The sequence below is a fragment of the Paenibacillus sp. FSL K6-1122 genome (assembly GCF_037977015.1).
In the GTDB taxonomy this organism is placed as follows: Bacteria; Bacillota; Bacilli; order Paenibacillales; family Paenibacillaceae; genus Paenibacillus; species Paenibacillus amylolyticus.
In genome coordinates this window covers 382,763-406,191 of the sequence record NZ_CP150272.1, presented here as the reverse complement: position 1 = coordinate 406,191, position 23,429 = coordinate 382,763, and the positions used below count along the sequence as shown (strand labels likewise).

General features: G+C 48.1%; 18 protein-coding genes. 9 read left to right on the top strand and 9 right to left on the bottom strand.

The features are described from left to right. Nucleotides 1-71: 71 nt before the first annotated feature. From NSQ20_RS01925 to NSQ20_RS01900, 6 genes are all read left to right on the top strand, one after another. On the top strand, nucleotides 72-503 hold the full coding sequence (locus NSQ20_RS01925) for a GAF domain-containing protein (RefSeq protein WP_339190208.1): 432 nt from the start codon (nucleotides 72-74) through the stop codon (nucleotides 501-503). 108 nt (nucleotides 504-611) lie between these two features. Beyond that, the gene (locus NSQ20_RS01920) at nucleotides 612-1,262 is read left to right on the top strand and encodes a response regulator transcription factor (RefSeq protein ID WP_017691068.1); all 651 of its coding nucleotides are present in this window, start codon (nucleotides 612-614) and stop codon (nucleotides 1,260-1,262) included. Continuing rightward, entirely contained in the window at nucleotides 1,255-2,370 is a 1,116-nt protein-coding gene (locus NSQ20_RS01915; RefSeq protein ID WP_315371581.1) for a PAS domain-containing protein, read from the top strand. Before NSQ20_RS01920 ends, NSQ20_RS01915 begins: the two co-directional genes overlap by 8 nt. 270 nt (nucleotides 2,371-2,640) lie before the next feature. Then, nucleotides 2,641-3,135: an Lrp/AsnC family transcriptional regulator gene (locus NSQ20_RS01910; protein ID WP_036616550.1), complete on the top strand. Its 495-nt coding sequence runs from the start codon at nucleotides 2,641-2,643 to the stop codon at nucleotides 3,133-3,135. 12 nt (nucleotides 3,136-3,147) lie between these two features. Next, complete coding sequence (locus NSQ20_RS01905) at nucleotides 3,148-3,735, top strand: chromate transporter (protein ID WP_017691071.1); 588 nt, start codon at nucleotides 3,148-3,150, stop codon at nucleotides 3,733-3,735. 2 nt (nucleotides 3,736-3,737) lie between these two features. Then, nucleotides 3,738-4,283: a chromate transporter gene (locus tag NSQ20_RS01900; RefSeq protein ID WP_340027830.1), complete on the top strand. Its 546-nt coding sequence runs from the start codon at nucleotides 3,738-3,740 to the stop codon at nucleotides 4,281-4,283. 410 nt (nucleotides 4,284-4,693) lie between these two features. On the opposite strand, the gene NSQ20_RS01895 is transcribed toward NSQ20_RS01900, so the two are convergent. Further along, nucleotides 4,694-7,066 (bottom strand): Ig-like domain-containing protein, encoded by a 2,373-nt coding sequence (locus tag NSQ20_RS01895; protein WP_340031699.1) that lies wholly within the window; start codon nucleotides 7,064-7,066, stop codon nucleotides 4,694-4,696. Nucleotides 7,067-7,277: 211 nt separating this feature from the next. On the opposite strand from NSQ20_RS01895, the gene NSQ20_RS01890 reads away from it, so the two are divergent. Then, nucleotides 7,278-7,883, top strand: coding sequence for a class I SAM-dependent methyltransferase (locus NSQ20_RS01890; protein WP_036616541.1), 606 nt, complete (start codon nucleotides 7,278-7,280; stop codon nucleotides 7,881-7,883). A 383-nt stretch (nucleotides 7,884-8,266) separates the two neighbouring features. On the opposite strand, the gene NSQ20_RS01885 is transcribed toward NSQ20_RS01890, so the two are convergent. From NSQ20_RS01885 to NSQ20_RS01860, 6 genes are all read right to left on the bottom strand, one after another. Next, complete coding sequence (locus NSQ20_RS01885) at nucleotides 8,267-9,403, bottom strand: glycoside hydrolase family 88 protein (RefSeq protein ID WP_340031697.1); 1,137 nt, start codon at nucleotides 9,401-9,403, stop codon at nucleotides 8,267-8,269. Between the two features lie 199 nt (nucleotides 9,404-9,602). After that, the gene (locus tag NSQ20_RS01880; protein WP_340031696.1) at nucleotides 9,603-11,555 is read right to left on the bottom strand and encodes a glycosyl hydrolase; all 1,953 of its coding nucleotides are present in this window, start codon (nucleotides 11,553-11,555) and stop codon (nucleotides 9,603-9,605) included. Next, entirely contained in the window at nucleotides 11,548-13,539 is a 1,992-nt protein-coding gene (locus NSQ20_RS01875; protein WP_340031695.1) for a heparinase II/III family protein, read from the bottom strand. Before NSQ20_RS01875 ends, NSQ20_RS01880 begins: the two co-directional genes overlap by 8 nt. A gap of 303 nt (nucleotides 13,540-13,842) precedes the next feature. Further along, nucleotides 13,843-14,499 carry an SGNH/GDSL hydrolase family protein gene (locus NSQ20_RS01870; protein ID WP_047840427.1) on the bottom strand — a complete coding sequence of 219 codons (657 nt, stop codon included), beginning with the start codon at nucleotides 14,497-14,499 and terminating at the stop codon, nucleotides 13,843-13,845. A 133-nt stretch (nucleotides 14,500-14,632) separates the two neighbouring features. Further along, on the bottom strand, nucleotides 14,633-14,962 hold the full coding sequence (locus tag NSQ20_RS01865) for an AzlD domain-containing protein (protein ID WP_076319591.1): 330 nt from the start codon (nucleotides 14,960-14,962) through the stop codon (nucleotides 14,633-14,635). Beyond that, nucleotides 14,953-15,657 (bottom strand): AzlC family ABC transporter permease, encoded by a 705-nt coding sequence (locus NSQ20_RS01860; protein WP_036616527.1) that lies wholly within the window; start codon nucleotides 15,655-15,657, stop codon nucleotides 14,953-14,955. The genes NSQ20_RS01865 and NSQ20_RS01860 overlap by 10 nt, the downstream gene beginning before the upstream one ends. A gap of 446 nt (nucleotides 15,658-16,103) precedes the next feature. Here NSQ20_RS01860 and NSQ20_RS01855 point away from each other — a divergent pair, with 446 nt between their 5' ends. Beyond that, complete coding sequence (locus NSQ20_RS01855) at nucleotides 16,104-18,104, top strand: methyl-accepting chemotaxis protein (protein ID WP_076329889.1); 2,001 nt, start codon at nucleotides 16,104-16,106, stop codon at nucleotides 18,102-18,104. 192 nt (nucleotides 18,105-18,296) lie between these two features. Here NSQ20_RS01855 and NSQ20_RS01850 read toward each other — a convergent pair whose 3' ends face one another. Beyond that, nucleotides 18,297-19,493 carry a DUF2087 domain-containing protein gene (locus NSQ20_RS01850; protein ID WP_340031694.1) on the bottom strand — a complete coding sequence of 399 codons (1,197 nt, stop codon included), beginning with the start codon at nucleotides 19,491-19,493 and terminating at the stop codon, nucleotides 18,297-18,299. A gap of 270 nt (nucleotides 19,494-19,763) precedes the next feature. Then, nucleotides 19,764-21,737 carry a methyl-accepting chemotaxis protein gene (locus tag NSQ20_RS01845; RefSeq protein WP_340031693.1) on the bottom strand — a complete coding sequence of 658 codons (1,974 nt, stop codon included), beginning with the start codon at nucleotides 21,735-21,737 and terminating at the stop codon, nucleotides 19,764-19,766. Nucleotides 21,738-22,003: 266 nt separating this feature from the next. Here NSQ20_RS01845 and NSQ20_RS01840 point away from each other — a divergent pair, with 266 nt between their 5' ends. Next, on the top strand, nucleotides 22,004-23,404 hold the full coding sequence (locus tag NSQ20_RS01840) for a serine hydrolase (protein WP_340031691.1): 1,401 nt from the start codon (nucleotides 22,004-22,006) through the stop codon (nucleotides 23,402-23,404). The last annotated feature ends 25 nt before the right edge of the window (nucleotides 23,405-23,429 follow it).

Here is a 23,429-nt window from a genome sequence, read left to right as displayed (position 1 = left end):
CCTGTTCAAAGGTTAATGATAATAATTACACGTCACGTACGTTATAATTTTGAAAAAGGAAGTGTCCTCTCATGCATGATGAACTGCCATCTGGCATTCAGGAGATGATCGACGGCCTGCGCCTGAACACATCCAGCGACTTCTGTGGACTTGCCTGTCTGAACGGGACAATGCTACGCTGGAAGTATACCTCTGGGACTAGTAATGAACGGGTGAAACGCATGGAAATGCGTTCCGGACAAGATCTGGTGGGCACAGCCCTTCGGACTGGACGCACAGCCCGATCTGATGCACAATCCACCGGGGAGCATACACCCGGTCGTTGCCCGTTAATGCTTGCTGAGCGGCTGGTATGTGCCATAGCGGTACCTGTGTTCCAGGAAGGAAGCGTGCCTGGCGCCGTGCTGCTCGTTGGCAGCAGACTGCCTTGCACCTTCTCACCGGACATGATCCGGCAGACGGAGCAAATCGCTCTACATCTTCAGCCGAAGGTGTTTGGATAAAGTTTGAACTAGAGCGTGAGAGAAGCTATTCGGAGATTAAAGCTCTGAATAGCTTCTTTTTTTGTTATGATATAGATAGAACTAAGGAAGCGGACAGGGGGAAATCATGTGATTCAACTATTAGTTGTAGACGACCATGTTGTCGTGCGTTCCGGGCTGATCGCCTTACTTGAAGGAAAGAATGATATACATATCGTTGGAGATGCCGCAGATGGCGATGAAGCCATTGCCAAGGCTCAAGAGTTGAAACCAGACGTAGTCTTGATGGATTTCAGCATGCCACCAGGCAAAGACGGTCTGACTGCTACCGCTGAATTAAAGAAATTGATGCCAGATGTCTCCATTTTGATACTAACCATGCATGACGATGAAGAATATCTGTTCCGCGCCATCCACGCGGGAGCATCCGGATATATCCTCAAAAGTGCGCCGCATGAAGAATTACTTGCTGCAATTCGTTCCGTAGCAGAGGGTAGCGCCTATCTGTACCCCAGTGCAACCAAGCGGCTGATGAGTGAATACCTGGACAAAGCCAAACAGGAAAACGCCGGACCGTATGACACGTTATCCGAGCGGGAGAAAGAGATTTTGTCCTGGATTGCCAAGGGTTACGCCAACAAGGAAATTGCCGAACATCTAATCATCAGTGTCAAAACGGTCGAATCCCACAAAAGCAATCTGATGGAGAAGCTTGGCCTGCGCACACGACCGGAACTGGTGAAGTTTGCCATGAAAAAGGGGTTGCTGAACTTTGAGTAGTGCACGCAAGAACAGACTAAGTGGACTCGCAGACCAGCCCGTACGCCTCCTGCTGAACGAAATAGATAATCACATTACGGATAATGAATTTCGCAGCAGGTTGAAGGGTTCCCTGCATCAACTGAGTGATCTGAAATTTGCCTTGGATGAATCCTCTATTGTAGCCCTGACAGACCGCAAGGGGAAAATCCAGTATGTGAATGATAAATTTTGTGAAATCTCGCAGTATGAGCGCGAGGAACTGATCGGTAAGGATCATCGAATCATTAATTCCGGATACCATGGCAAAAGCTTTATGAAAAACCTGTGGGACACGATATCCTCAGGTAAGGTATGGAACGGGGAAATTCTCAATCGTGCCAGAGATGGCAGTCATTATTGGGTCAACACCACCATCGTGCCTTTCCTTGATAACGACGGGGAGCCCTATCAATACCTGGCTGTACGCAGCGAGGTCACCAAACTGAAATCCGTCGAAGCCGAATTGCAAAAGATGATGTCCCAAGTGATGAACATTCAGGAAGAGGAACGACGACGGATCTCGCGTGAACTGCATGACGGGATTGGACAGAGTCTCTTCTCTCTGGTGATTCAGATGGATCGCCTGCTGGCAGACCAGCCTCAACCCGGGGTTGAAGCACTTCGTAAGCAGGTCACGGGTATTATGGAAGATGTACGCGGTATGGCATGGGAGCTGAGACCATCCGTTCTGGATGACCTGGGTGTTGTTCCGGCAATTCGTACGTATATCGAGAATTACACCCGACACTACGGGATTGAAGTTGATTTGGAATGTAATTTGCGCAAACGACTGGAGATGAACCGGGAGATAGCCATCTACCGAATCATTCAGGAAGCCTTAACCAATGTCGCAAAGTATGCCGATGTTGCCGAGGCACGTGTTACTATAGAAGACGCTGAGAACATGACGATGGTTATTATTGAAGACCAGGGTGCTGGATTCAGCGAAGCAACCGCTGGCAATGGCGTTGGATTGTTTAGTATGGAAGAGCGTGCCCGTGGTGCAGGAGGAACGTTGAGAGTTTCTTCCGAGCCTGGCGAAGGGACTACCGTTACCCTTTTATTGCCCAAGACAGCACAGGGATAACCGTACATGCTTCGTATCACACTTTGCGCTTTACTCCAGCTTATTTATTATTTAACGGCTGCTCGCTATTGGACTATGCGAGTGGTCTTTTTATTTCCGATTGGTCGAAATGACAAAATGAAGGCTCAAAATCGGTTAAATTCAATAATCATGATAAATAGATTGACTCCAGTTACGATTCGTCATTAAACTATGAATGCCACATACACATTGTATGTTTAGTAAAATTTTATTATTTATTTCATATAGCGAGAGAAAAGGATGGTCAACATGTCAGAGAAACGCTCCTCCAAAGGAGGAGAAATTCCACAAATGTACAATCTGGACGAGATGGATCGCAAAATTATCGCTGCGCTTCACCACAACAGCCGAATATCCTATACGGATCTGGGGACACAGATCGGATTGTCACGTGTAGCCGTTCAGGCGCGCATCAATGCGTTATCCGAAAAAGGAATCATCGAACGCTTCACCGTTGTAATCAACCCTGGCAAGGTTGGGCTTCAGGTCTCGGCCTTTTTCAATGTCGATGTTGAACCGCCCTTCCTGGATGAAGTCGCTGAGAAACTGGATGAAGAGCCTGCCGTCACCAGCCTTTATCATATGACAGGCCCGAGTACCCTGCACATGCACGGTATTTTTGCGGATATGGAAGAGATGGAGCAGTTCTTGCTGGAGAAGCTCTATAAGATGCCGGGTATCGTCAAAGTGGAATCACAGCTATTGTTGAAACGTTATAAAAGCCGGATGGGCATGAGACTCTAGGAGGAAATCAGCATGGGTTGGAAAGATTACAACGGTCTCGTCATCGGAATGGTACGAACCGGAATTCTCGGATATGGCGGTGGACCTTCGGTTATTCCGTTGATCCGTTACGAAGCCGTTACGCGTTACAAATGGGTCAGTGATGAGGAGTTCGGCGAGATTTTGGCTATCGCCAATGCCCTGCCGGGTCCCATCGCGACCAAGATGGCCGCATATCTCGGTTATAAAACCAAAGGTGTGCTGGGCGCGATCGTGTCTGTACTCGCTCATATTTTACCGACAAGCATTGCCATTATCGCGCTGCTCGGTTCCATGTACGCGCTACGCGAGTCGAAAGTGGTAGCAGGCATGGTAGCCGCCGTGCGGCCGGTCATTTTTGTCATGCTGGGCATGATGGCTTATGAATTTGCCATGAAAGCCTGGAAGGGACTTGGTAAAGTTTTTGCCGCCCTATTCGGCGTAATTGCCTTTGTACTATTACAGCTGCTGGATATCCATCCGGGGATTGTGATCGCGGTTTTCCTGGGATATGGTGTCTTCCATCTGGATCTGGTTCAGCGCTTCAAGTCCAAAGGCGAGTCCGATAAGGGGGTGTCCTAAGGATGCTCCAGACGTGGTGGGAATTATTTTGGGGATTTTTCGTAGCAAACATCTTGGGATATGGGGGCGGTCCGGCTTCCATTCCGCTTATGCAGGAAGAGATTGTGAACCACTACCAATGGATGACCACCGAGCAATTCGGTGATGTACTGGCGATTGGTAACGCCCTTCCCGGCCCGATTGCAACCAAAATTGCTGCATTTGTCGGGTACCACGTAGCAGGCTGGTTTGGGGCAATTATCGCAAGTTTTGCCACAATCGTACCTTCCGCGACCGCACTAATTATATTACTTCGTCTGTTGAACAAACATCGCACGTCACCAAAAGTCAAAGGCATGACCCTGCTTGTGCAGCCTGTTATCGCCGTACTCATGATTCTGCTCACATGGGAATTCGGGCAGCTGTCCACTGATTCCATCGGCATCTGGCAGACGTTGATCATTGCAGGCATCTCGCTCTGGGTCATGACCAAAACCAAGCTGCATCCGGCCATTCTGATCGTGATCGCTTTTGCCTATGGTGCGCTGGTACTGTCTCACACGATGTAGTAGTAGAACATACAGGGAACGTCACAGAATCACTTGGTTATACATCTGTAATAGGGTGGTGTATGCAAGGGTTCTGGACGTTGGCGAATGGCTAGATTATTTTCATTTTCTAAGGAACTCAGGACGTCTTATTTGGTCTTTAGGTCCTCTTTATAAATTGTAAGGAATCTCAGACACGTTATATACCAAAATAACCTGATAAAAGCGCTATAAAAGACTGTACTTTCCGATATAACGTGTCTCAGATTCCTTAGATTTCTGCAAACGCTCCAGACCCCTGAATAAGACGTTTCAGATTCGTTAGCGCTTGAAGACACGCTCTAGTTTATAGACCAAAAAACGGTGATGCCAGCTACTAGCTGGCATCACCGTTTTATTTGCGCGTTTCACGCTCACATTTGGAAAAGCAATTACTTCGCTTCAACCACTACCGTTACTTTGGTTTTCACACCTGCAAATGTTACTGTAATCGTTGCTTTACCTTTGCCGTTCGCCTGAATGATTCCATCTTTCACCGATGCTGTTGCAATACGGGAAGATTTCCAGAGAGCCGGTTTGGATACATCGGCTTCACTGCCATCGGCATACGTTGCAGTTGCAGCCACAGTTACCTTTTCACCAGGTTTCATGGTCAACGTTACTTTATCCGTCTGCAAATATTTCAGTGTATCCACATCTAGAGCAATCGTCACAGACTTGCTGCCGTATTTTGCTGTGATTTTGGCTTTACCTGAACCTGTAGCTTTGACTTTACCTTTGGTCACTTGAGCTACTTTGTAGCTGTTCGTTTTCCATTCAGCTTTGTCCGTAACATCACGCTCGCTACCGTCGCTCAAGAAGGCAGTTACCGTCAGATCAGCTGTATCGCCTGATTTCAGGGAAAGAACCGGCTCGGAAGCTTCAATACGTGTGATGACATCCACTTCAACTTGGATCGTCACTTTTTTGGAGCCGTATTCTGCTGTGATGTTGGCTTTACCACTGCTGTTACCTGTGATCACGCCTTTTTTCACATCTGCTACACGTGCATTGCTGGATTTCCAGGTTGCTTCGGATGTAACATCCAACGTGTTGCCGTCCTCATCCGTACCTGTTAGAAGGATCGTCTGAGTTTCTTTGGCAGACAGAACAACGAAGTTCACATCTGCTTCCAGTCCACTAGCCATACCTACTTCAACAGGCAGAGTCAGTGTTTTGCCTTCAATCTTCGCGGTAATGGTTACTTTACCTGTAGCAACACCTGTGATAACCCCTTTGCTATCTACCTCAGCGATTTTGTCGCTGCTGCTGCTCCAAGTTGCATCTTCAGATACATCTTTGGATGTTTCACCATACAACGCCAGTACTTTGGCAGAAGTCGTTCCACCAACGGCTACCGATGCTTTCTTCTTGTCCATCTCATACTTGTCTGCTACGTCTACATTCACTGTGAATTTAACCGTTTTACCGCCATAAGCTACAGTGATCGTAGCCGTACCGGATTTGTATGCAATTAGATCGCCGTTTGATACATATACGACATCTGGATTGCTTGAAGTCCATGTTGCTTTGGAAGTTACATTTTCTGTACTGGCATCAATATATTCGGCATTGGCTACCAATGTCTTAGACTTGTTATCACCGGTAACACTCATGGCGAGCTTGTCATTTACATCTTTGATATCCAGATATCTTGCCGTATCTACATCTACAGCAATTTCTACAGTTTTTCCACTATAGGTTGCTTTGATCGTTGTTGAACCTGCGCTAATGGCTGTAATCTGCCCCTTGAATACCGTTGCAACTTTCTCGTTGCTGGATGTCCATGTCGCCTGATCCGTTACATTCACATCGCTGCTGGTTGGATAAGAAGCCGTTAATACGATATTGGCTGTATTCTTGTCCCCACCCAAACGGAAGAAAATACTTTGTTTCTCCACACTCAGCTTGCTGGTCAGATCCACATCCACGTCAACGGATACAGATTTCGTACCGTATTTGGCTGTGATCTTGGCAGAACCTGCCGAGTATCCTGTAATTTCGCCTTTGAGAACGTCTGCGACCTTCTCATTGCTGGATGTCCACTCCGCCAGATCGGTTACATCTTTGGTTGTACCATCTGGATACGTAGCCGTCACTTTCACACTTTCACTTTTGTTCAACAGCAAGTTAACTTGCTGTTTATCTACATCTACACGTTTAACCACTTCAACGTTAACATCCACCGTCACGCTTTGGCTGCCAACTTTGGCTGTGATCACAGCTGTACCCGCGCTTTGTCCAGTTACTTTACCATTCACAACGGTAGCAACCTTCTCATCACTGGTAGACCATTCTGCAGTACTTGCTGCTTCATTATTTGTTTCATTGTCACTATACGTTGCTGTCAAAATAATTTCTTTTGTATCTCCCGTGCGCAAATCCAGACTTTGCACGTTTTTCGAAAGAGCTTTGACCTTCTTCGTTACTTTCACTTGAACGGTCTGACTCTGGCCCTGGTAAGCTGCGGTAATCGTCGCTTTACCTTCTTTTTTGGCCGTGATTGCACCATTATATACAGTTGCTATCGAAGTATCTTCGCTACTCCAGGTTGTGCTAATCGTTACATTAGCCGAGGTATTATCTGAATATACCCCTGTCACCGTAACAGACCCAGAATCACCAACTTCGAGCGACATCTCATTCTTGGAAACCACAATTTTGGACAGTTCTTTATCTGCCGCAGCGGCCAAGCCTACGTTGGAAATACTCAGCATCAACACCAGCATCATCACCATGTACTTGGTCAATCTTGGCTTTAACATCATTTCCCCCCGATTATCATCATTTTTTTCCTTATGTTTTATGTCGGCAAGTCCTTTCCAGATGTTTAGACTTTCAGGAAATTTTCAGGGAATTCTATGGAAATTAATTTATCTTCTATTCCTGTTTCAACCGATCATACCTGCGAATATTGCGCATACCTATGTATATTGGCAGTCTTGAACTTCTTTTAACAGGATTGGAGGAAACATAATGCATCAGCCTTTTGATTACATCGGGTATTGGGAGGAAACATATCGTTCGGGTGAAACTTCTGGGAGGGGTTCATACGGGGTTTTGGCTGAATTCAAGGCCGAGGTCGTGAACGGACTGATTCAACGTGAAGGGATTCATCGTGTCATTGAGTTTGGATGTGGGGATGGCAACCAGTTGCAATACATGAATTATGAGGACTACCTGGGCGTGGATGTAGCGGCTTCTTCCGTAAAGCGTTGTGCTTCCCAATTTGCCAAGGATTCGTCCAAGAGTTTCATGCTGTATACACCAGGCCTATGGATTAACCGTGGTTTCCTGCAAGCCGATCTGACGGTCTGTCTCGATGTGTTATATCACATCACGGATGAAACGGATTTTCGTAATACCCTCTATGATATTCTGCACTCCTCAACAGCATGGGTGGTGCTTTACACCCGTTTGAAAGAAAACGGCAACCCAGGGATTGATACAATCCAGGACCGTAATCTGTTTGAGTATCTCTTCGACTACCCTGATTTCAAAGTTCATGAGATTATTCCGCAGCGCTATCCAGATCAATCTTCTGCCGACTTTGTCATCCTGAGACGTACACCTTCGAAGTGAAAATCGATTTTTTCAGTAGAGCATAGCTAATTCTGCACCCCAACTGGACCCGTAAGAATGAATATTCATAGGCCAGATATTCTTTTGTCTTCCTTCGATTATGTACACCATCCGCCTGTCCGCTCACCTTGATTTGTCTATTCAAAGCTCAAGCTTAAGTATACTCCTTCTCCAGTAGAGGGAATATCGTTCCTAATCCTGGAGACAGCCTTATGCGGACAGGTGATGATGGTTTGCTACTGATGCTACTGACAATAAATACTGAATATATAACTGGTTATCTAGTTGAATCTAATGAAATAATTCGAAGGCTCATAACACGACAACCTTACTAATCCGTTCTCACTTTCGGTTCTTCCTGCCCGTAGTTCTCAATTCTTCTTTTAAAATAACCCCGCATGTCCACGCAGCTTCGCCAGCGCTTCCATATAGAAATAATCGCCGTATATAATCGGCACATTCAGCCCTCGCCCTTCCGGGTAATGCACCGTTCCCTGCATGATCAGACCTTCTTCCGCTGCCGAGTCGCCAGAGCTATAGTGCTCATGCAATCCGCGGACGATACGCTCTCCCGCGGCGGCATAGGTCTCCCCGCGTGGCGACATCTTCGCCAGCTCAAGCAACCCGCTCGCGGCAATCGCCGCAGCGGACGAGTCCCACGCCACCTGATGCTCCGCAGGTGCGCGGAAATCCCACATCGGCACGATCTCTTCGCCAAGCATGGCGAGGAAGAAATCGGCCGCACGCTCCGCTGTCTCCAGATATCGGGCTTCGCCCGTATACCGGAAAGACAGCGCAAACCCGTGCAACGCCCAGGCGGTGCCCCGCGCCCAGGCGGAACCTGGAGCATGGCCCTGTCCGCCATGCTCTCGCAGCTTCTGCCCCGTGTGTGGATCGAACTCCACCACGTGGCAGATGGACCCGTCCGCGCGGATGAATTCGCGCGCCACGGTGTCCGCATGTGCTTCCGCCAGCCAACGGAAGCGAGGGTCGCCGCTCTGCTCGGATGCCCAGTAGAGCAGCGGCAGGTTCATCATGCTGTCAATGATGGCTACGCCGCGCGTATCCATTGCTGACGAGCTGAAGTTCCAGGCGCGGATGAACTCACCGCGCACGTGGAACCGGGCAGCGAGCAGGTTGGCGGCAAGCATTCCGCGCCGCCGTCCATCCATGCTACCCGTCTGGCGATAGTTGGCTACGCCACTAAGCAGCCAGATGAACCCCAGATCGTGATCCACCGATTCGGGATCACGCAGACAACCTTCCAGTTGCCGCTCACAGCTTTCGGCAATGCGATGTAGCGAAGCCGCCGCTTCACTTTCCGGCGCATCCCCATAGACCAGCCATAACAATCCAGGCCAAAAACCTGCTGTCCACCATTCCGGATCATTCCGATCATACGTCCCTTGCGGGGCAATGTGTGGAAATGTATCCTTGATCCGCTTTGCATTCCGAATTGTCTTGGCAGCGCCCTGTTGCCACGCTTCCTCGAGCCATTTTACCGACGTTGATGTGTTCATGAACATAATCCCTCCTCGATTCAATACCAGACATCTATGCTTGATGCTCCAGGTCATCCTCAACTTATCTATAGCGTCGATGCCGTAACTGCAATAGCTATCAGTTAAATATCACTAATCATCCACGATAACACTTTTAACTATGCTTCGAGCTGTTTTGAGATGTTTGGAGATCTAATGATCCTCAACCTGAACACCTTCAGTTAACCTCGCCCAATCGGATCGCAAATGACAACCTACGTGCTCCGTTCACTTCAATCCGGGCTTCCTTCAGTAAACCATTACGGGAGGCCACGGCCTGTTCCTCCAGATGAATTATGGCTCCCTGATCCAGTGCTGTAGATTCTACATAGGCCCCCCGATACGCCGTTCGTACGCTATGATTCGTATGATTAATCACGGCCTGTTCACGACCATCACTGAACATCAATGGAATGAGCGCCCCTGCCGCCGCGATCTCACCTTCGAATTCATACGTTATGGTCAGCACATCCGCTTGTTGCACATAATGGGTACGCAATGCTTCAATTCCCAGGAATGGACCGACCCATCTCACGGCAAAAGAATTAACCTGACCTTCTCCGTCATCTTCTGCCGCTCTTTCCGCCAGATGCTGCTCCACGTGGTTCCGCGTATCATAGTCCACCTTCTCATACACAATGGAACCACCTCCCTGAGCAGGGTCTAATCCAACATCCCGATCATATGCACCACCGGATGGAATCCCCTCTGCAAGACTGTGCCATACCCCATCTGGTGTCTTCCAGGCAGGACAGTAACTGAGCGGACGAACCGCCCCTTCGGCAAATTCCGTAAACCCGGCCTGCACATGGCTGGCAGCGGACGGACCAATCAGACCAGGTAACCCCGTCTGCTGAATCCGTACCAAACCAGGGATCGTATACGGATCATTCATCGCCGTGTGTAATACCAGTTGCTGACCAGGTATGGAAGCAATCACAGTTTCAAACCACCCATCGGTCTGCAAAACCCTGCTGCCTAACTCGGAAGGAAGGTATACTTCGCTCACATCGTCTCCCGGATCACTGAGACAAGCGTGAGCAAGCGCTGCTGCCGTCCACAGGTTGTAACAGGTGTGGTTGGTATAGATCTCGTACCCGTGCCGATCTTCTGGCGCGTATTCATTGCGCACAATTTTCAAGCGTCCATCTTCCATCTTCCAGCGCTCAACAGCAGCAAAACACCGATTGGTCGCACGTGCAAAAGCACCCGCCATCACCCGATCTCCCGCCTTCAGAGCCTGCGTTACATGTGTGGAGCATACATAAGCCGCCGCCGCTTCATTCCACTGATGCTGGGAGCTGCGACCACGCGGTGGAATCTCACCTAGCGGCGAGAGCGTCAGTAACGAGCTGAAGGCACCATGGCGCAGTTGCTCACGTAACGTATCGGCAGTGGTTCCCTCGTAACCAGCTTCAAGCATCACCCCAAGGTGATAACGGGTGGCAATATCATAGGAAAATGGACAATTTGGACGGTCCAGCGGTCCATCCTGATACAAGCCAAGGGCCGTAAACCGGGGTAGATGATAGGCTTCCAGATATCGATCCATCCACGCAGTACCCTCATTCGCCAGCTGTTCATGCCACCGCAGATATTCGCCAGAGATCATAATGGCGTTCCAGTTAATCATGCGATTTGGATTGTTCATCTTGCTCATCGTAAATATATAATCTTGTTCAGAACTGATCGTCTTAAGTGCCTCAGCCCAGATCTGTGCTTGTTCAGGCAGATGTGACTTCAACAACATATAAGCTCTCATCATGAGAACCGGAAAAAAATCGGGGTGATTGTCAGGTGCGCTACCATTGACCACGGCATCAATGCTCTGTGACAGGGCTATTGCTGCCGATTGGAGCAAATCTGTACGCCCTGCATCAACCAGAACTGCCGCAGCCATTGCATAGGCCGGTGTAGAATAATATCTCTCAACACCTGAGAACGGGTCGATAATTGCCCCCTGGCTGTCCTGATATGGTGTGTAAGCGCGAACAACACTTTCAACAAGTGCCAACTTGCGCTCCCTATTCCAGCCGTCTGCCGGAGGGGGGCCCGCTTGTTCTGCCAATGTACGGTAATGTTCGAGTTCGTCTTTCCATGGATACGTGGACGCAGATGTATATTTACTCACGCATGCTCACCTCGGTTTCTCCCATTTTCGGTTCAATGATGAAGCGTACCTCACATACCGTTTCAAGCGGATTAGGGCGTTCTGTCCGAACATCCGTCTCATCAATTGCACCTGTCCATGATAGTGACGTCCGATAGAATGTGACTGGAACATTGTCATGATCAACTGTGTCCAGTTTCTCCGTAAGAATTTTCCACTGGTTCGCATCATACGTCATATGGATCGCCCCATGTGCACCTTGCCAGCGAAGATTACCGCTCTTCATCACCTCAGGTTGTACTCTGCTCATCCAGCGCTCCACTACGCTCGAACATCCTGCATCTGAATCATCCACCGAAGAGAATCGTTCTGCCGAAGACACCACCCTGCTCTTCCATTGAAAACGGTCAATGAGACGCAATTCCGCTCCATTCCCGCTCCCGTCAGAAGCCATCTTCCAATGAAATTGGCGCGTATAACGAGCCAGTGAAGCTGCCCCAGAGTATGCGGATGTCAGATCCAATGTAGTATCCAGCTCACCGCCACCCTCTGCCAGCTTTGCCTCTAACACATGGGCTTGCGCTTGCCGACCGGAGCATTGCTCCTGGCCTTCAATGAGCGGAACGTTATGCCCGGATGACGAGATGTGGAACAGTTGCTCTCTGCCTGGCGCAAAATACGCTTGGGTATACAACCCTGCTCCTGGATCACACAGAATATTCTCACCACCGCAATGGATAATGAACTGCCCCAGATCATTATGGTTGTGAGGTTCATCGTTATGCCCGCCTTTAATGGAAATAGCCACATGAAGGGGTGCGCCGTTCGCATGTTTTGTATCCGGAGAATCGAACGGTCCTTTTGCAATCATCCATCCCAGATTTTGAAAAATAAATCCTCGTTCAGCCTGCCCAGAGGCACCTTCATCACCGTACACTGGCGGATCGCTCCACATCACGTTCCGCAACAGATGAGCCCAGCGATGACAGGGATCATCGGTAAGCAGTGGGATATGAAGCGGCAAATCCACCTGCAACCCAAATCGGGATGCGAGCAGGGAAAGCAATCCGGAAGGGATCTCTTCCTGCTCGGCACTGTCCGAATAATTTACGAATGTTCCACCTGACAAATGAACTCGCAGCGGGAAGGCTGCGATGGCTGCTATTTTGGTACCCGCTAGCAGATCTAGTTCGCCCTCACTGTACTCACGAAGCATCTCGGCATAATAGGTGAAATAACCAAATCCATATACCCAATATCCAATGCCTTCGGCACAGCCGCCATCCTCGCCATATCCGCTCAAGAATGCGTTCATACAGCTGACCGTATGGGAGATCGATTCCTGTAGTGTGGACTCATCCTCGAGCAGCAACAATGCGGCCATGCCACAGCACCCACCACAGACCGCCGACCAGTTGTGATCCGCTGTCTGCCAGTGGAGCTTCCGTTGCTCCCGGTAAAGCGGGGTGAAGATTCGCCGTTCTGCTTCAGACCTGATCCGTTCTATGACAAGGCGATCCAGCCGCTCGGCGTGAATGGTCACAATCTCGGCCAGCATATGTACTGTCTCTGCGGCGAACAGATCGATGTTCCCATTCACCTGGTTGACCTCTCCCGTACCCAGATGCGCGGGCAAACACCACGTATACTCACCACACACGTCCCACAATATTTCTTCCAGCGCCTGCAGTGCATCCGGCCTAGCTGTGTCTAATGCGAGCATCGCCACAGCAGCCAGCCTGCCCCTTCGATCGAAATAAGCCTCTTCATAGGCTTTCCGCTCACCCGTATCGCTGAACTGTCGATATAGACGGAACGACAAGGAAGGCATGGGTTCTTTCAAGGCACGTTCACCGTAAGCCTTCAAGTCTGTGTATAACGTAGCCAATTCAGGCCGGGATAACTTCTCCAAGAGTCTGTCGGCACTTAAGGAACTCAATGCTCTGCTCTCAGTACCACGTTGGTTTATATTTTCATTTTCGACTTCGTGAATGGAATCTTCCACTGGATTCACCACTCTTCGTTAATGGATTGTCATGCCCATATTATAATGTAATCGATTTCATTTTACCGGATATGATAGCATTTTTGAAGAATTATCCATTAGAACCCTTTCCACGACGTTACTTCCTTCTCCTTCCTAACCAAAAAAACGAAGAACCTTCGCCAGGTTCTCCGTTGCATTCTGCCTGTCACCACAGGCTTTTTATGGTTATCTCATATTCTTAACTATCTTATATCCTCATCCTCAATTAATCCTGAATACCTATAATGCTGCTGCCCATATCCTAGCTGTCCGCTGTTGTTATCACACAATCGCAAGCGAAGAATTCTGTACAACAGACAACCATTGGCGTGCAATCAGCTCATGACCTGCTGCGGTTGGGTGTACGCCATCCCACAACCAGTACGCTGCATCCGCCTGTTTCAGAGCGTCATTAAACGTCTGCTGCAATGGTACCCACACAGCTCCAAATTCTTCAGCAAGACCTTGGGCCAGTTTCTGATATTGACCGACATACTCTTCCCAGGCTTCCCATTTCTCCGCAGTCGCTCCGGTTCTCAGAATAAACGGCTCCATCAAAATCAGCCCCGTATCTGGCATCACTTCCCGAGTTTCTTCGAGCAAATGGCGATACGCCCGTCCGAAACGATCCGTTACCCCGCTAGGTTCACCATTCATCGTGCGCCAGGCATCATTAACCCCAATCAGGATGCTGATCAGGTCCGGTTTTAGACTAATGGTATCCTCATTCCAGCGTGCGTACAGGTCCGATGCCCGATCCCCGCTGATGCCTCTGTTATAGAAGGTCTTTTGCTTACCCGCCAGTTCCATACCCAGTTTGCTGGAGATCAGATACGCATACCCGTGTCCGAGAAAATGATTTGGATCATCATTGCGTGATCTTCCCCCATCTGTAATCGAGTCTCCCTGAAACAATATAACGGATGGACTTGTACTCATGATTGAAATCGTTCCTTCCTCTTGTGCAAAATGGAAACACTGTACACCTCAGTCTTCATTTTATCCCTTTCGGCTACAATAGAAAATAGCGTTTTCATCACTGAGGGTCGCCATCTTATGAATCTCCTAGCAATTATCCGATCCAATATCGCAGTATCATCATAGCCACAATACCGACCAATACGGTTCCCAGCAGACTGCGTGTCCAGATAGCTACTGCAATCGTAGGCAGGGATGCCCACAGAGCTGCATTTTGCGTAATCGGCACCAACTGGTTGTCCGACATGAACAGTTCCTGACCAATCAGCGCTGCCATGACCGCTACGGGTACATACTCCAGCCAGCGTAATAACCACATTGGAATCTGTATCTTGCTGAACAGCATCAGTGGCAGTACACGCGGAATAAATGTTAACAACGCTGAGCCCATAATAATCCAGAAAACATCCCATCTTACTTCCATCGTTCCATGAACACTCCCATCGTTGCCGCAATGACCGCAGCCACAATGACACTCATGCTGCCAAGTGAAGCCATGCTGGCGAAGATTACACAGACAACGGCGATAATAGCCACATTAATGTGTATTTTTTTGTTTTTGCGATGCACCAACTGGAGTACAACCAGTCCAATAAACATCGCTGGCAGGGCATAATCCAGACCCAGTCGTTCCGGGTTAGTGATCCAGCGTCCAAAGTACGCTCCCGCCATATTAGCCACGAACCAGTTCAGATATGCGGTAATATTCAGACCGTGCATCCAGCGTTCACTGAGCCTTTCTCTGCCAATTGCACGTGTCATCGCCACGCCGAAAGACTCATCGGTAAGCAATGAACCAATCCACATATTTTTAAGCGGGGTCAGATGCCGAAAATACGGTGATACAGCTGCACTGAGCAGCAAATGGCGAAGATTCACAAAAAATATGGTGAACATGATGGCTACTGCTGATCCATTCGATGCGAGCATGCCTGCTGCAATGAACTGAGCTGATCCTGCATATAAAATCAGGCTGAGCAGTGCCGTTTCCGCCAGACTCAGACCCGCGGTCATTTCAATAACACCCGCCGCAAAGCCAATACTCAAATAACCAAGCAGGGTTGGGATACAATCTTTGACCCCCTGCATGAATGTAGCTTGATCCTGGACCTCTTCCATGTTCTCCTGTCCAGATATCTGTAGTGTACTTTGGTCCAACTGCCTTACAACCCCTCTCCAATTTCAGTCCCCATAAACCGATATATATGGATGTAGATCCATCAAGGTCCACTCTTCATGAAAACAACTTCTTTGTGTATTCAACATGACCAGTTACATGTCTTATGGATTTCACATTTTGCAGAATTCACTTCACATTAATTCAGAAATATACCACAAGATGTGCACTAAGGGAGAGACAGATTACTTTTTATAGAACAGATGTACTCCTAAATACCTACAAAATCGAAAAATATTTTCGCGAAACTCATAAATTATGTTGAATAAACGCGAAATTTGTCATACGATAGCACCAGAAACTTCTGGAAAGGATGGAATGAAATATCTTTTACCAGATGGGCTTGTCCACTAGACATGGGGATGGGTTACACAGAGGGGGAATGTGTATGAAAAAAATTCGTAAACAAGGGGTCAAAAGAACAATGCAGATGAGAGAGAAACTGATTTTGTCATTTGCCATTGTATTGCTCATTCCAACCATTAGTCTGGGCATTATCTCGTTCCAAACAGCTGATGCCAAGGTTGAAGAGAAAATGTATGAGAACGCGATCAGCAGTGTTACTGTGCTCAACCAAACTATTGACCAGATCATTGGTGCAACACGCAAAAATGTTGATTTCCTGGCAAGTCAGCTGGATGCAGGCAATGTCGGACCCAATCAGGGTGACGAAACCGATACCATCCGTACCTTGCTCGACGCGTATAAGGAAACGCATGATGACGTGGAACTTGCCTCCATCGGTACCGATCAGGGCGTGTATATTAACTCCCCTGTAACTGCGGTGAACAAAGAAGGATATGACCCGCGCGAACGCCCGTGGTATCAGGCTGCTACGCAGAACAAAGATGTCCCTACCGTAATCACCCCCTACTTATCAAGCAATACCGGCAATGTTGTTGCTTCGGTAGCTCAGACCTCAGCGGATGGCCACGGTGTCGTCTCTGTCAGCCTGTCGCTTGAAGCCCTCTCGAAGACGGTTAACTCCACCAAGATTGGCGAGAAGGGTTATATCTATATCATTGATAATGCCAATAAAATCATTGTACATCCTACCGAAAAACCGGGGACCGAAGGAACCATGGCACCCTATAAAGATATTTTTGCACAGAAAAACGGAAGTCTGACCTATACACTAAATGGAAACCAGGAACACGCCTTTTTCTCCACCAATGAAACGACGGGCTGGACCGTGGTTGGTGTCATTGACAGTGGGGAAGTGACGGCTTCTGTCCGTCCGATCCTATATACCACACTTATTGTTGTCGCGATTGCAATTGCGGTAAGCTCCATCATTATTTTCTGGATTGTGCAATCAATCACCAAACCTCTGAACCGCTTGGTGAAGGCATCTGACGAAATTAGTAATGGTAATCTGACCATCGAGGTTGCTGTATTGGGACAGGATGAATTCGGCAAGCTGAGCACCAGCTTCAATAAGATGAGCGAATCCTTGCGAACCGTTATTCAGGACGTGCGACATACAGCTGACGAGTTAACCGCCTCATCCACACAATTGGCAGTCAACTCATCGGAGACAACCAAAGCAACAGAGCAAGTCGCCCTAATCACGGAAGAATCCGCAGCTGGACTTGAGAAACAAACAAGCAACCTGAAACATACGGCACTGCAGATGAATGAACTTGCTGGAGGTGTGGGACAGGTAACGAACAGCACACAGCAAGTATCCGAAGCTGCCATGCAAGCAAGTGAGCTCGCGGATAAAGGGAATGCTACCATGCAGACGGCCGTATCCGAGATGAGTTCCGTGAGTCGCTTTGTGCAAGGTATGGCAGATACTGCTGGACGACTTGAACAGCATTCCACATCCATTGGTGAGATGGTATCTGTCATTACAGATATCGCTGCACAGACCAATTTGCTTGCTCTCAATGCTTCTATTGAAGCAGCACGTGCAGGTGAGCATGGACGTGGTTTCTCCGTTGTTGCCAGCGAAGTCCGCAAGCTGGCGGAACAATCGAGCCTGTCCGGCCAGAAGATTGTAGAGATGGTCGGAGCGATTCAACAGGAGATTTCAATGGCCAATCACAATGTACAGATCGGGCAACAGGATGTAAGCAACGGCATTCGTGCCGTTCAGTTTGCAGATGAAGCTTTTGCCCAGATTAGTGAGGCTGTTGGGGTCGTCAATCATCAGCTCGAGAACATTGCAGCCGCCTCACAACAGATGTCTGCAAGTACAGCCGAAGTGGTGCAATCCATTGATCAGATCCACGCCATATCGGAAACCAATGCCGATGGAACGGAGAACATCTCTGCTGCTACGGAGGAGCAAGTGGCTTCCATGCAGGAGATATCATCCTCTGCTGATTCCCTTGCCCATCTGGCTCACAAGCTGCAGAAGCTGGTGGAACAATTCAAGCTGTAGTCGTTGAACTAAAGATTGTTTACAATAACACTACGATGACAGAATAACCTTCCAATCGCTGTTATCGTGCAAACGATTAGTTCAACTTATAAAATTAAGTAGTCTGTAATACCCAAAGCCCCTTTGCCATCATATTGGCAAAGGGGCTTTGGGTGTTAAAAGGTCGGGCATTCTAGAATGGAAATATCCCTCCTATTCAGCAGATTGCTTTTTATCTCCGTGGTAACCTTGATCTCCGTAGGGCTCTAACTGTTCAAACCAGCGATTCAGACATTTGGCGAGTGCATCTTTGGAATCGTAATACGGGTTATCGTCTTGTTTCAATGTCTCCAGCACCTCGATCACAAACGCATTCTCTCCATATTCATTCCATTCAGCCTGCAATCTTCGATTCAGATGGCTACCCATCTGTAACATAAACCGTTGTCCGTTAATGGTTTTCAGGTTCAGTGTGCTGTCGATATAAACTTTACCGTTACGTTCATTCCGAATCTGGTAGACGCCCGCTTCCGTTTTGACTTCTTTGGCCTGTTCCTGTAATTCTTTGCGACGATCCATCTTCTCCTGCTCCCCCTTTGCTTTGCGCTCCTGTTTTCCAACTTCGGCGCTCTGTTGATCTGCGTGGCTTCCCAGCCAATACTGACTGCCGTCTGGCTCACGTTCCAGCAAACCATAGTCGACGAGATACCTCCGTATTTCCACGTAATCATCATGAACTTCCTTCAGCAGCGCATTGACCTGTTTCTCGGAATATTTGCGCTCTGTCTCGAATCGTTTGGCAATTTCGATAAGCACAATATATTTATGCTTTTGCTGCATATGAAACGTCGTCAGCCGACCGCCAGTACCCTCTGGAAAATACTTGTTTAGCACCTTCTCCCGATCCTGTTCTGTAATATCAAATGAGTTCGGATGGATCGTATGTTCATGCCTTGTCACCGGCGACACCCATTCGGCTGGGGCCTGTGTATCCTTACTTTTGAGAAGCTCCATTAATGCCAGGAATATTTTGGCCTGCCGTTCCTTCTCCTTTAATACAAACCGATGATTCCGGATCGTGGAAGCACTCCCGATGCCAAGGGTCTTCTGTACTTCAGCATCCTTCTTGCCTTCATAGAATTGTGACAACAAGCCCCGCTGGACATCAGACAATCCGGTTACGCTTTTATCCAGCTCCAGCAAATATTCAAATACCGATCCATGAACCTTCTCAATGTGCACTCGCATATAACGGGCTGCCTCATAGAGCACTCCTTCTTCAGGGTAGATAATCCCCGATTCCGTCCTGTATCCGCAGCAGACACATATATAGGCGGGACCCTCCTCCATATAACCACGCTTGATCTCTTCCAATGAAGCTGTTTGCAACCAGGATTCCGATGATTTCATGTAAAAGCTCCTTTTTATCATTGTATGGTCATTCCAACCGTATATTAATCAATATTTATAATAATGTTTGTTTATTTATAGATATAATATATTTTTGTTTGTTATATGTCAATATAACGGAAAAGAATGCTATGTTTAAAGACATAACGGATGCCCCTTGTTCAACAGAAAAAAGACCGCAGGGTCGCAACCCTGCAGTCTCATCGCAGAAAGGGCATTTCAGCACCTTCCATAAGCATTTATCCTCAATCATTATCATTTCAATCTCTGTTACAACTTAAACCGTTCAATCATGCTTTGCAGATCTTCAGCCATACGTGACAATGCTGCCGAAGAAGCTGCAACCTCTTCCATTGTAGCCAACTGTTCTTGAGCAGCCGCTGATCCGTCTTCCGTTCCAGAGGCAATTCTGTCCGACAGAACCATGGTATCACTTACTGCCTTGTTGATATGACTCATGCCCCCATCAATTTGACGGGAAGCCGCGGATACTTCTCCAGCTTGTGCAGCCACCAACTGAACCGCAGTACGAATGTTATTGAATGCTTCGCCCGCTTCTGTAACCATCTGCGAACTCTTCACCATACCTTCTCCCGTACGGGCAAAAGTGGATTGCACCGCATTGGTTTTCTCCTGCATCTCATGCATAAGCTCATTAATCCGCTCGGCTGAAGCGCCTGAACTGTGAGCCAGTGTCTTCACTTCGTTGGCTACAACCGCGAATCCACGCCCTTGCTCACCAGCTCTTGAAGCTTCAATAGATGCATTCAAAGCGAGAATGTTCGTCTGCTTGGCAATGGCCGTAATCTCGGCCACGATCACAAGAATCTCTTCATTTTTCGCGCGCAAATCCTCAATGACCACAGACATGGCTTTGCTCTCATCATTCACCCGCTGAATATGGGTAACCGCTTCTTCCACGGTAACCATACCCGCTTCCGACTTGGTGGATGCATCCAGAGCGATACGAGCGGTGTCTTCAGCACTTGATGAGATCTCTTTGACTCCAATGGACATTTCGCCCACGAGTTGACCTGTAGCAGCAAGACTATTGTTCTGCAAAGTCGTTCCCGCAGCTGCATCCTGCATCAGTTCAGCCACCTGTTCTGTGGCTTTGGATGTCTGCTCGGAACTCGCCATCAGTTCTTCAGAAGATGCCGCCAGCTGGCTGGATGTATCATGCACCTCTCCAAGCACACTACGCAGGGAAGTCGTCATCGTGTCGAAGCTTTCCCCGAGCTGTCCGAACTCATCCCGGCGCTGTAAACCTACCCGAACGGTGAGGTCCCCGGCGCTTACTTTGGATGCTGCCTGCGTTAATTGCAACAATGGCCGGTGAATGCTGCGGATAATGAATATAAGCAGAATCAACCCGATAACCAATGCAGATGCCACAATTGTAATTGCACGGATCAAAATAGGCATTACGGCTTCACTTGCTTCGGAAGGAACCATCTCGCCAACAATTTTCCAGCCTGTCACCGGATTGGTGAAATACACAGCTTCCACTTCGTGACCATCATATGTATACTTCACCGTTCCACTTTCCTTCGTATACATCTCATTAATGTAGCTTTCATCCGACTGTGTACCGGATTCAATATTGTAGTGGAAAAGGAATTTACCCCCGTTATCCAGCATGTACAGTTTGCCTTCTTTACCAATACGTATCTGATCAACGGATTCTTTCAGATGATTGAGACTGACATTGGCCCCGAATACCCCTTTGCCATCAGCCAGCTTGGCAGCTGCCGTTACAACCCATTCACCTGTTGTGACCGACTGGAACGTATCCGAGATTACAGGTTCGTCCTGGGACATGCCCATCGTATACCATGAACGTTCACGTGGGTCATAGATCTGTTCCCCGGGATCAGGAGATTTCATCCAGCTACCATCTTCCGCACCTGCGGTGAGTACACCCAGTTCCTTATGATTCTGAGACATCCGATCCATCTGCCTTTGCAGTGCAGGGGATTTATTAATAATATCGTTTGAAGTCATACCCGCAGCCATCTGCGCTGCGTTATCCTTCTCCATATCCAGCATTTGATTTATCTGCAGACTAAGCATTTCTGTTTTGGCTTGTGCGGAACGAATAATTTCCATTTTAACCTGGTCAGCAGCTTTTTGATAAGACAACCAACCAACAGTAATGCTCGGTACAATCAGGAACAGGAGCAATGCAGCGATCAGGCGTTTTTTTACGGTTAAAGTAAACCAATTTCGAATCCTTTTCTTCATTAAACTATCCCCCATCATAATCTTCACCCATCCTTTTATCGGACAATTGCTGTAAAAATATTATGTATAGATACTAAATTAGAATAAATTTAATCTTTTCGGTCAGTTTAGATGGATTCACCTAATCCTTCTATTCGTTTTGACCCCCTTAGCGAGATCGTTTACAATGCTCATAAGCTGGCTATTCATGAAACGTTTGGAAGGAGAGGATTCAAATCTTACGCAAGGCAAATGAAAGGCAACATGTTTCCACGGTATATTCATCCATGTTCCGCATTCTGTTAGCGCTCATCCTGTGTGCAGGCCCGATTCTGGGACAGGCTGGTATTACGGCATCCGCAGCGCAGGCGACGCAAGCAGTTCACATTGAAGTGAATGGTGAGCAACAATCCTGGAAGAACGCACCACTTATCATCAAAGGCTCAACGTTTGTTCCACTGCGGGATGTGGTCACATCGGTTAAAGGCACGTTGAAATGGGATAATCGCACCAAGACGGCTACCATTACCGTTGGCAGAGACAAGCTGATTCATCAGGCTGGCAGCAATTCCATTAAAGTAAACAAGGTCGATCTGGCTACAGGTGTGAATTCACGTACTGTTAACGGTACGTTGATGGTACCTGTTCGGGCCATGGCTAATGCAATCAAAGCAGACATCAAGGTCCAACGTACAGCCACGGGGCAGATGAGTGTAAGTATGGTCACTGATCAAGTCAGCCTGCTGAACAGCGAGGTTGCCAGCGTTGATACATATCTGCGCGAGATCAACTATCCAGGTATGGCTCTGATCGCCCGCGATGGTGAAGTACTTCTAAAGCAAGGCTACGGACTTGCCGATGAACAGACGCTGAATCGACCGGATCAAAAGACCCGAATCGCATCGCTGAGCAAATCCTTCACGGCCGCGTCCATTCTGAGTCTGGTTGAGGATGGTAAGATTAATGTGCAAGATCCAATCTCCAAGTATATCTCTGGTATACCAAAGGGAGATCAGATCACGCTGCATATGCTGTTATCCCAGACTTCAGGTCTGCCATCTGCATTTGGTCGGGGTGAAGGAACTTCTATGGAAGAGACTGTAGAGGAGATTCGCCACAAAACGCTGAAGTTTGAACCAGGAAGTGCCTATCTGTACAGCAACAGCGGGTATGTTTTACTTGCATACGTCGTTGAACAGGTATCTGGCATGAGTTATGCCGACTACGTGCAGCAGACGATACTGAAACCACTTGGTATGAAGAATTCGGGAGAGGCCTCCCGTAAAGTGCACACGATTAGTGGTTTTGTTCAAGAAGATAACGCATGGGTAACTGCACCTTACTATGTGTCTCAATCCGGATCAGGAACCATCTATTCCACGGTGGACGATATGCTGAAATGGGATCGTGCGCTGTATACGGACAAGATTCTAAGCCAGGATACGATTGAACAGATGTATGAGCCTTATTCTGATAAAAACTATGGCTACGCCTGGATGCTTAAAGAGAATGGCGCAAACCGTACCGTCTTCCACAACGGTAGTGGTGGCGGGTTTGCCACAGCCTTTTCACGTAATCTGTCCGATGAAATCACCATTATCCTGCTTGGCAACCACGCAGGTATGGACATGACTTCACTTTTGGATGAAGTTGAGGCACAGACAGCCAAAGCACTGCAATTGCAATAATCTATAATTAATAGCTTATAATGAG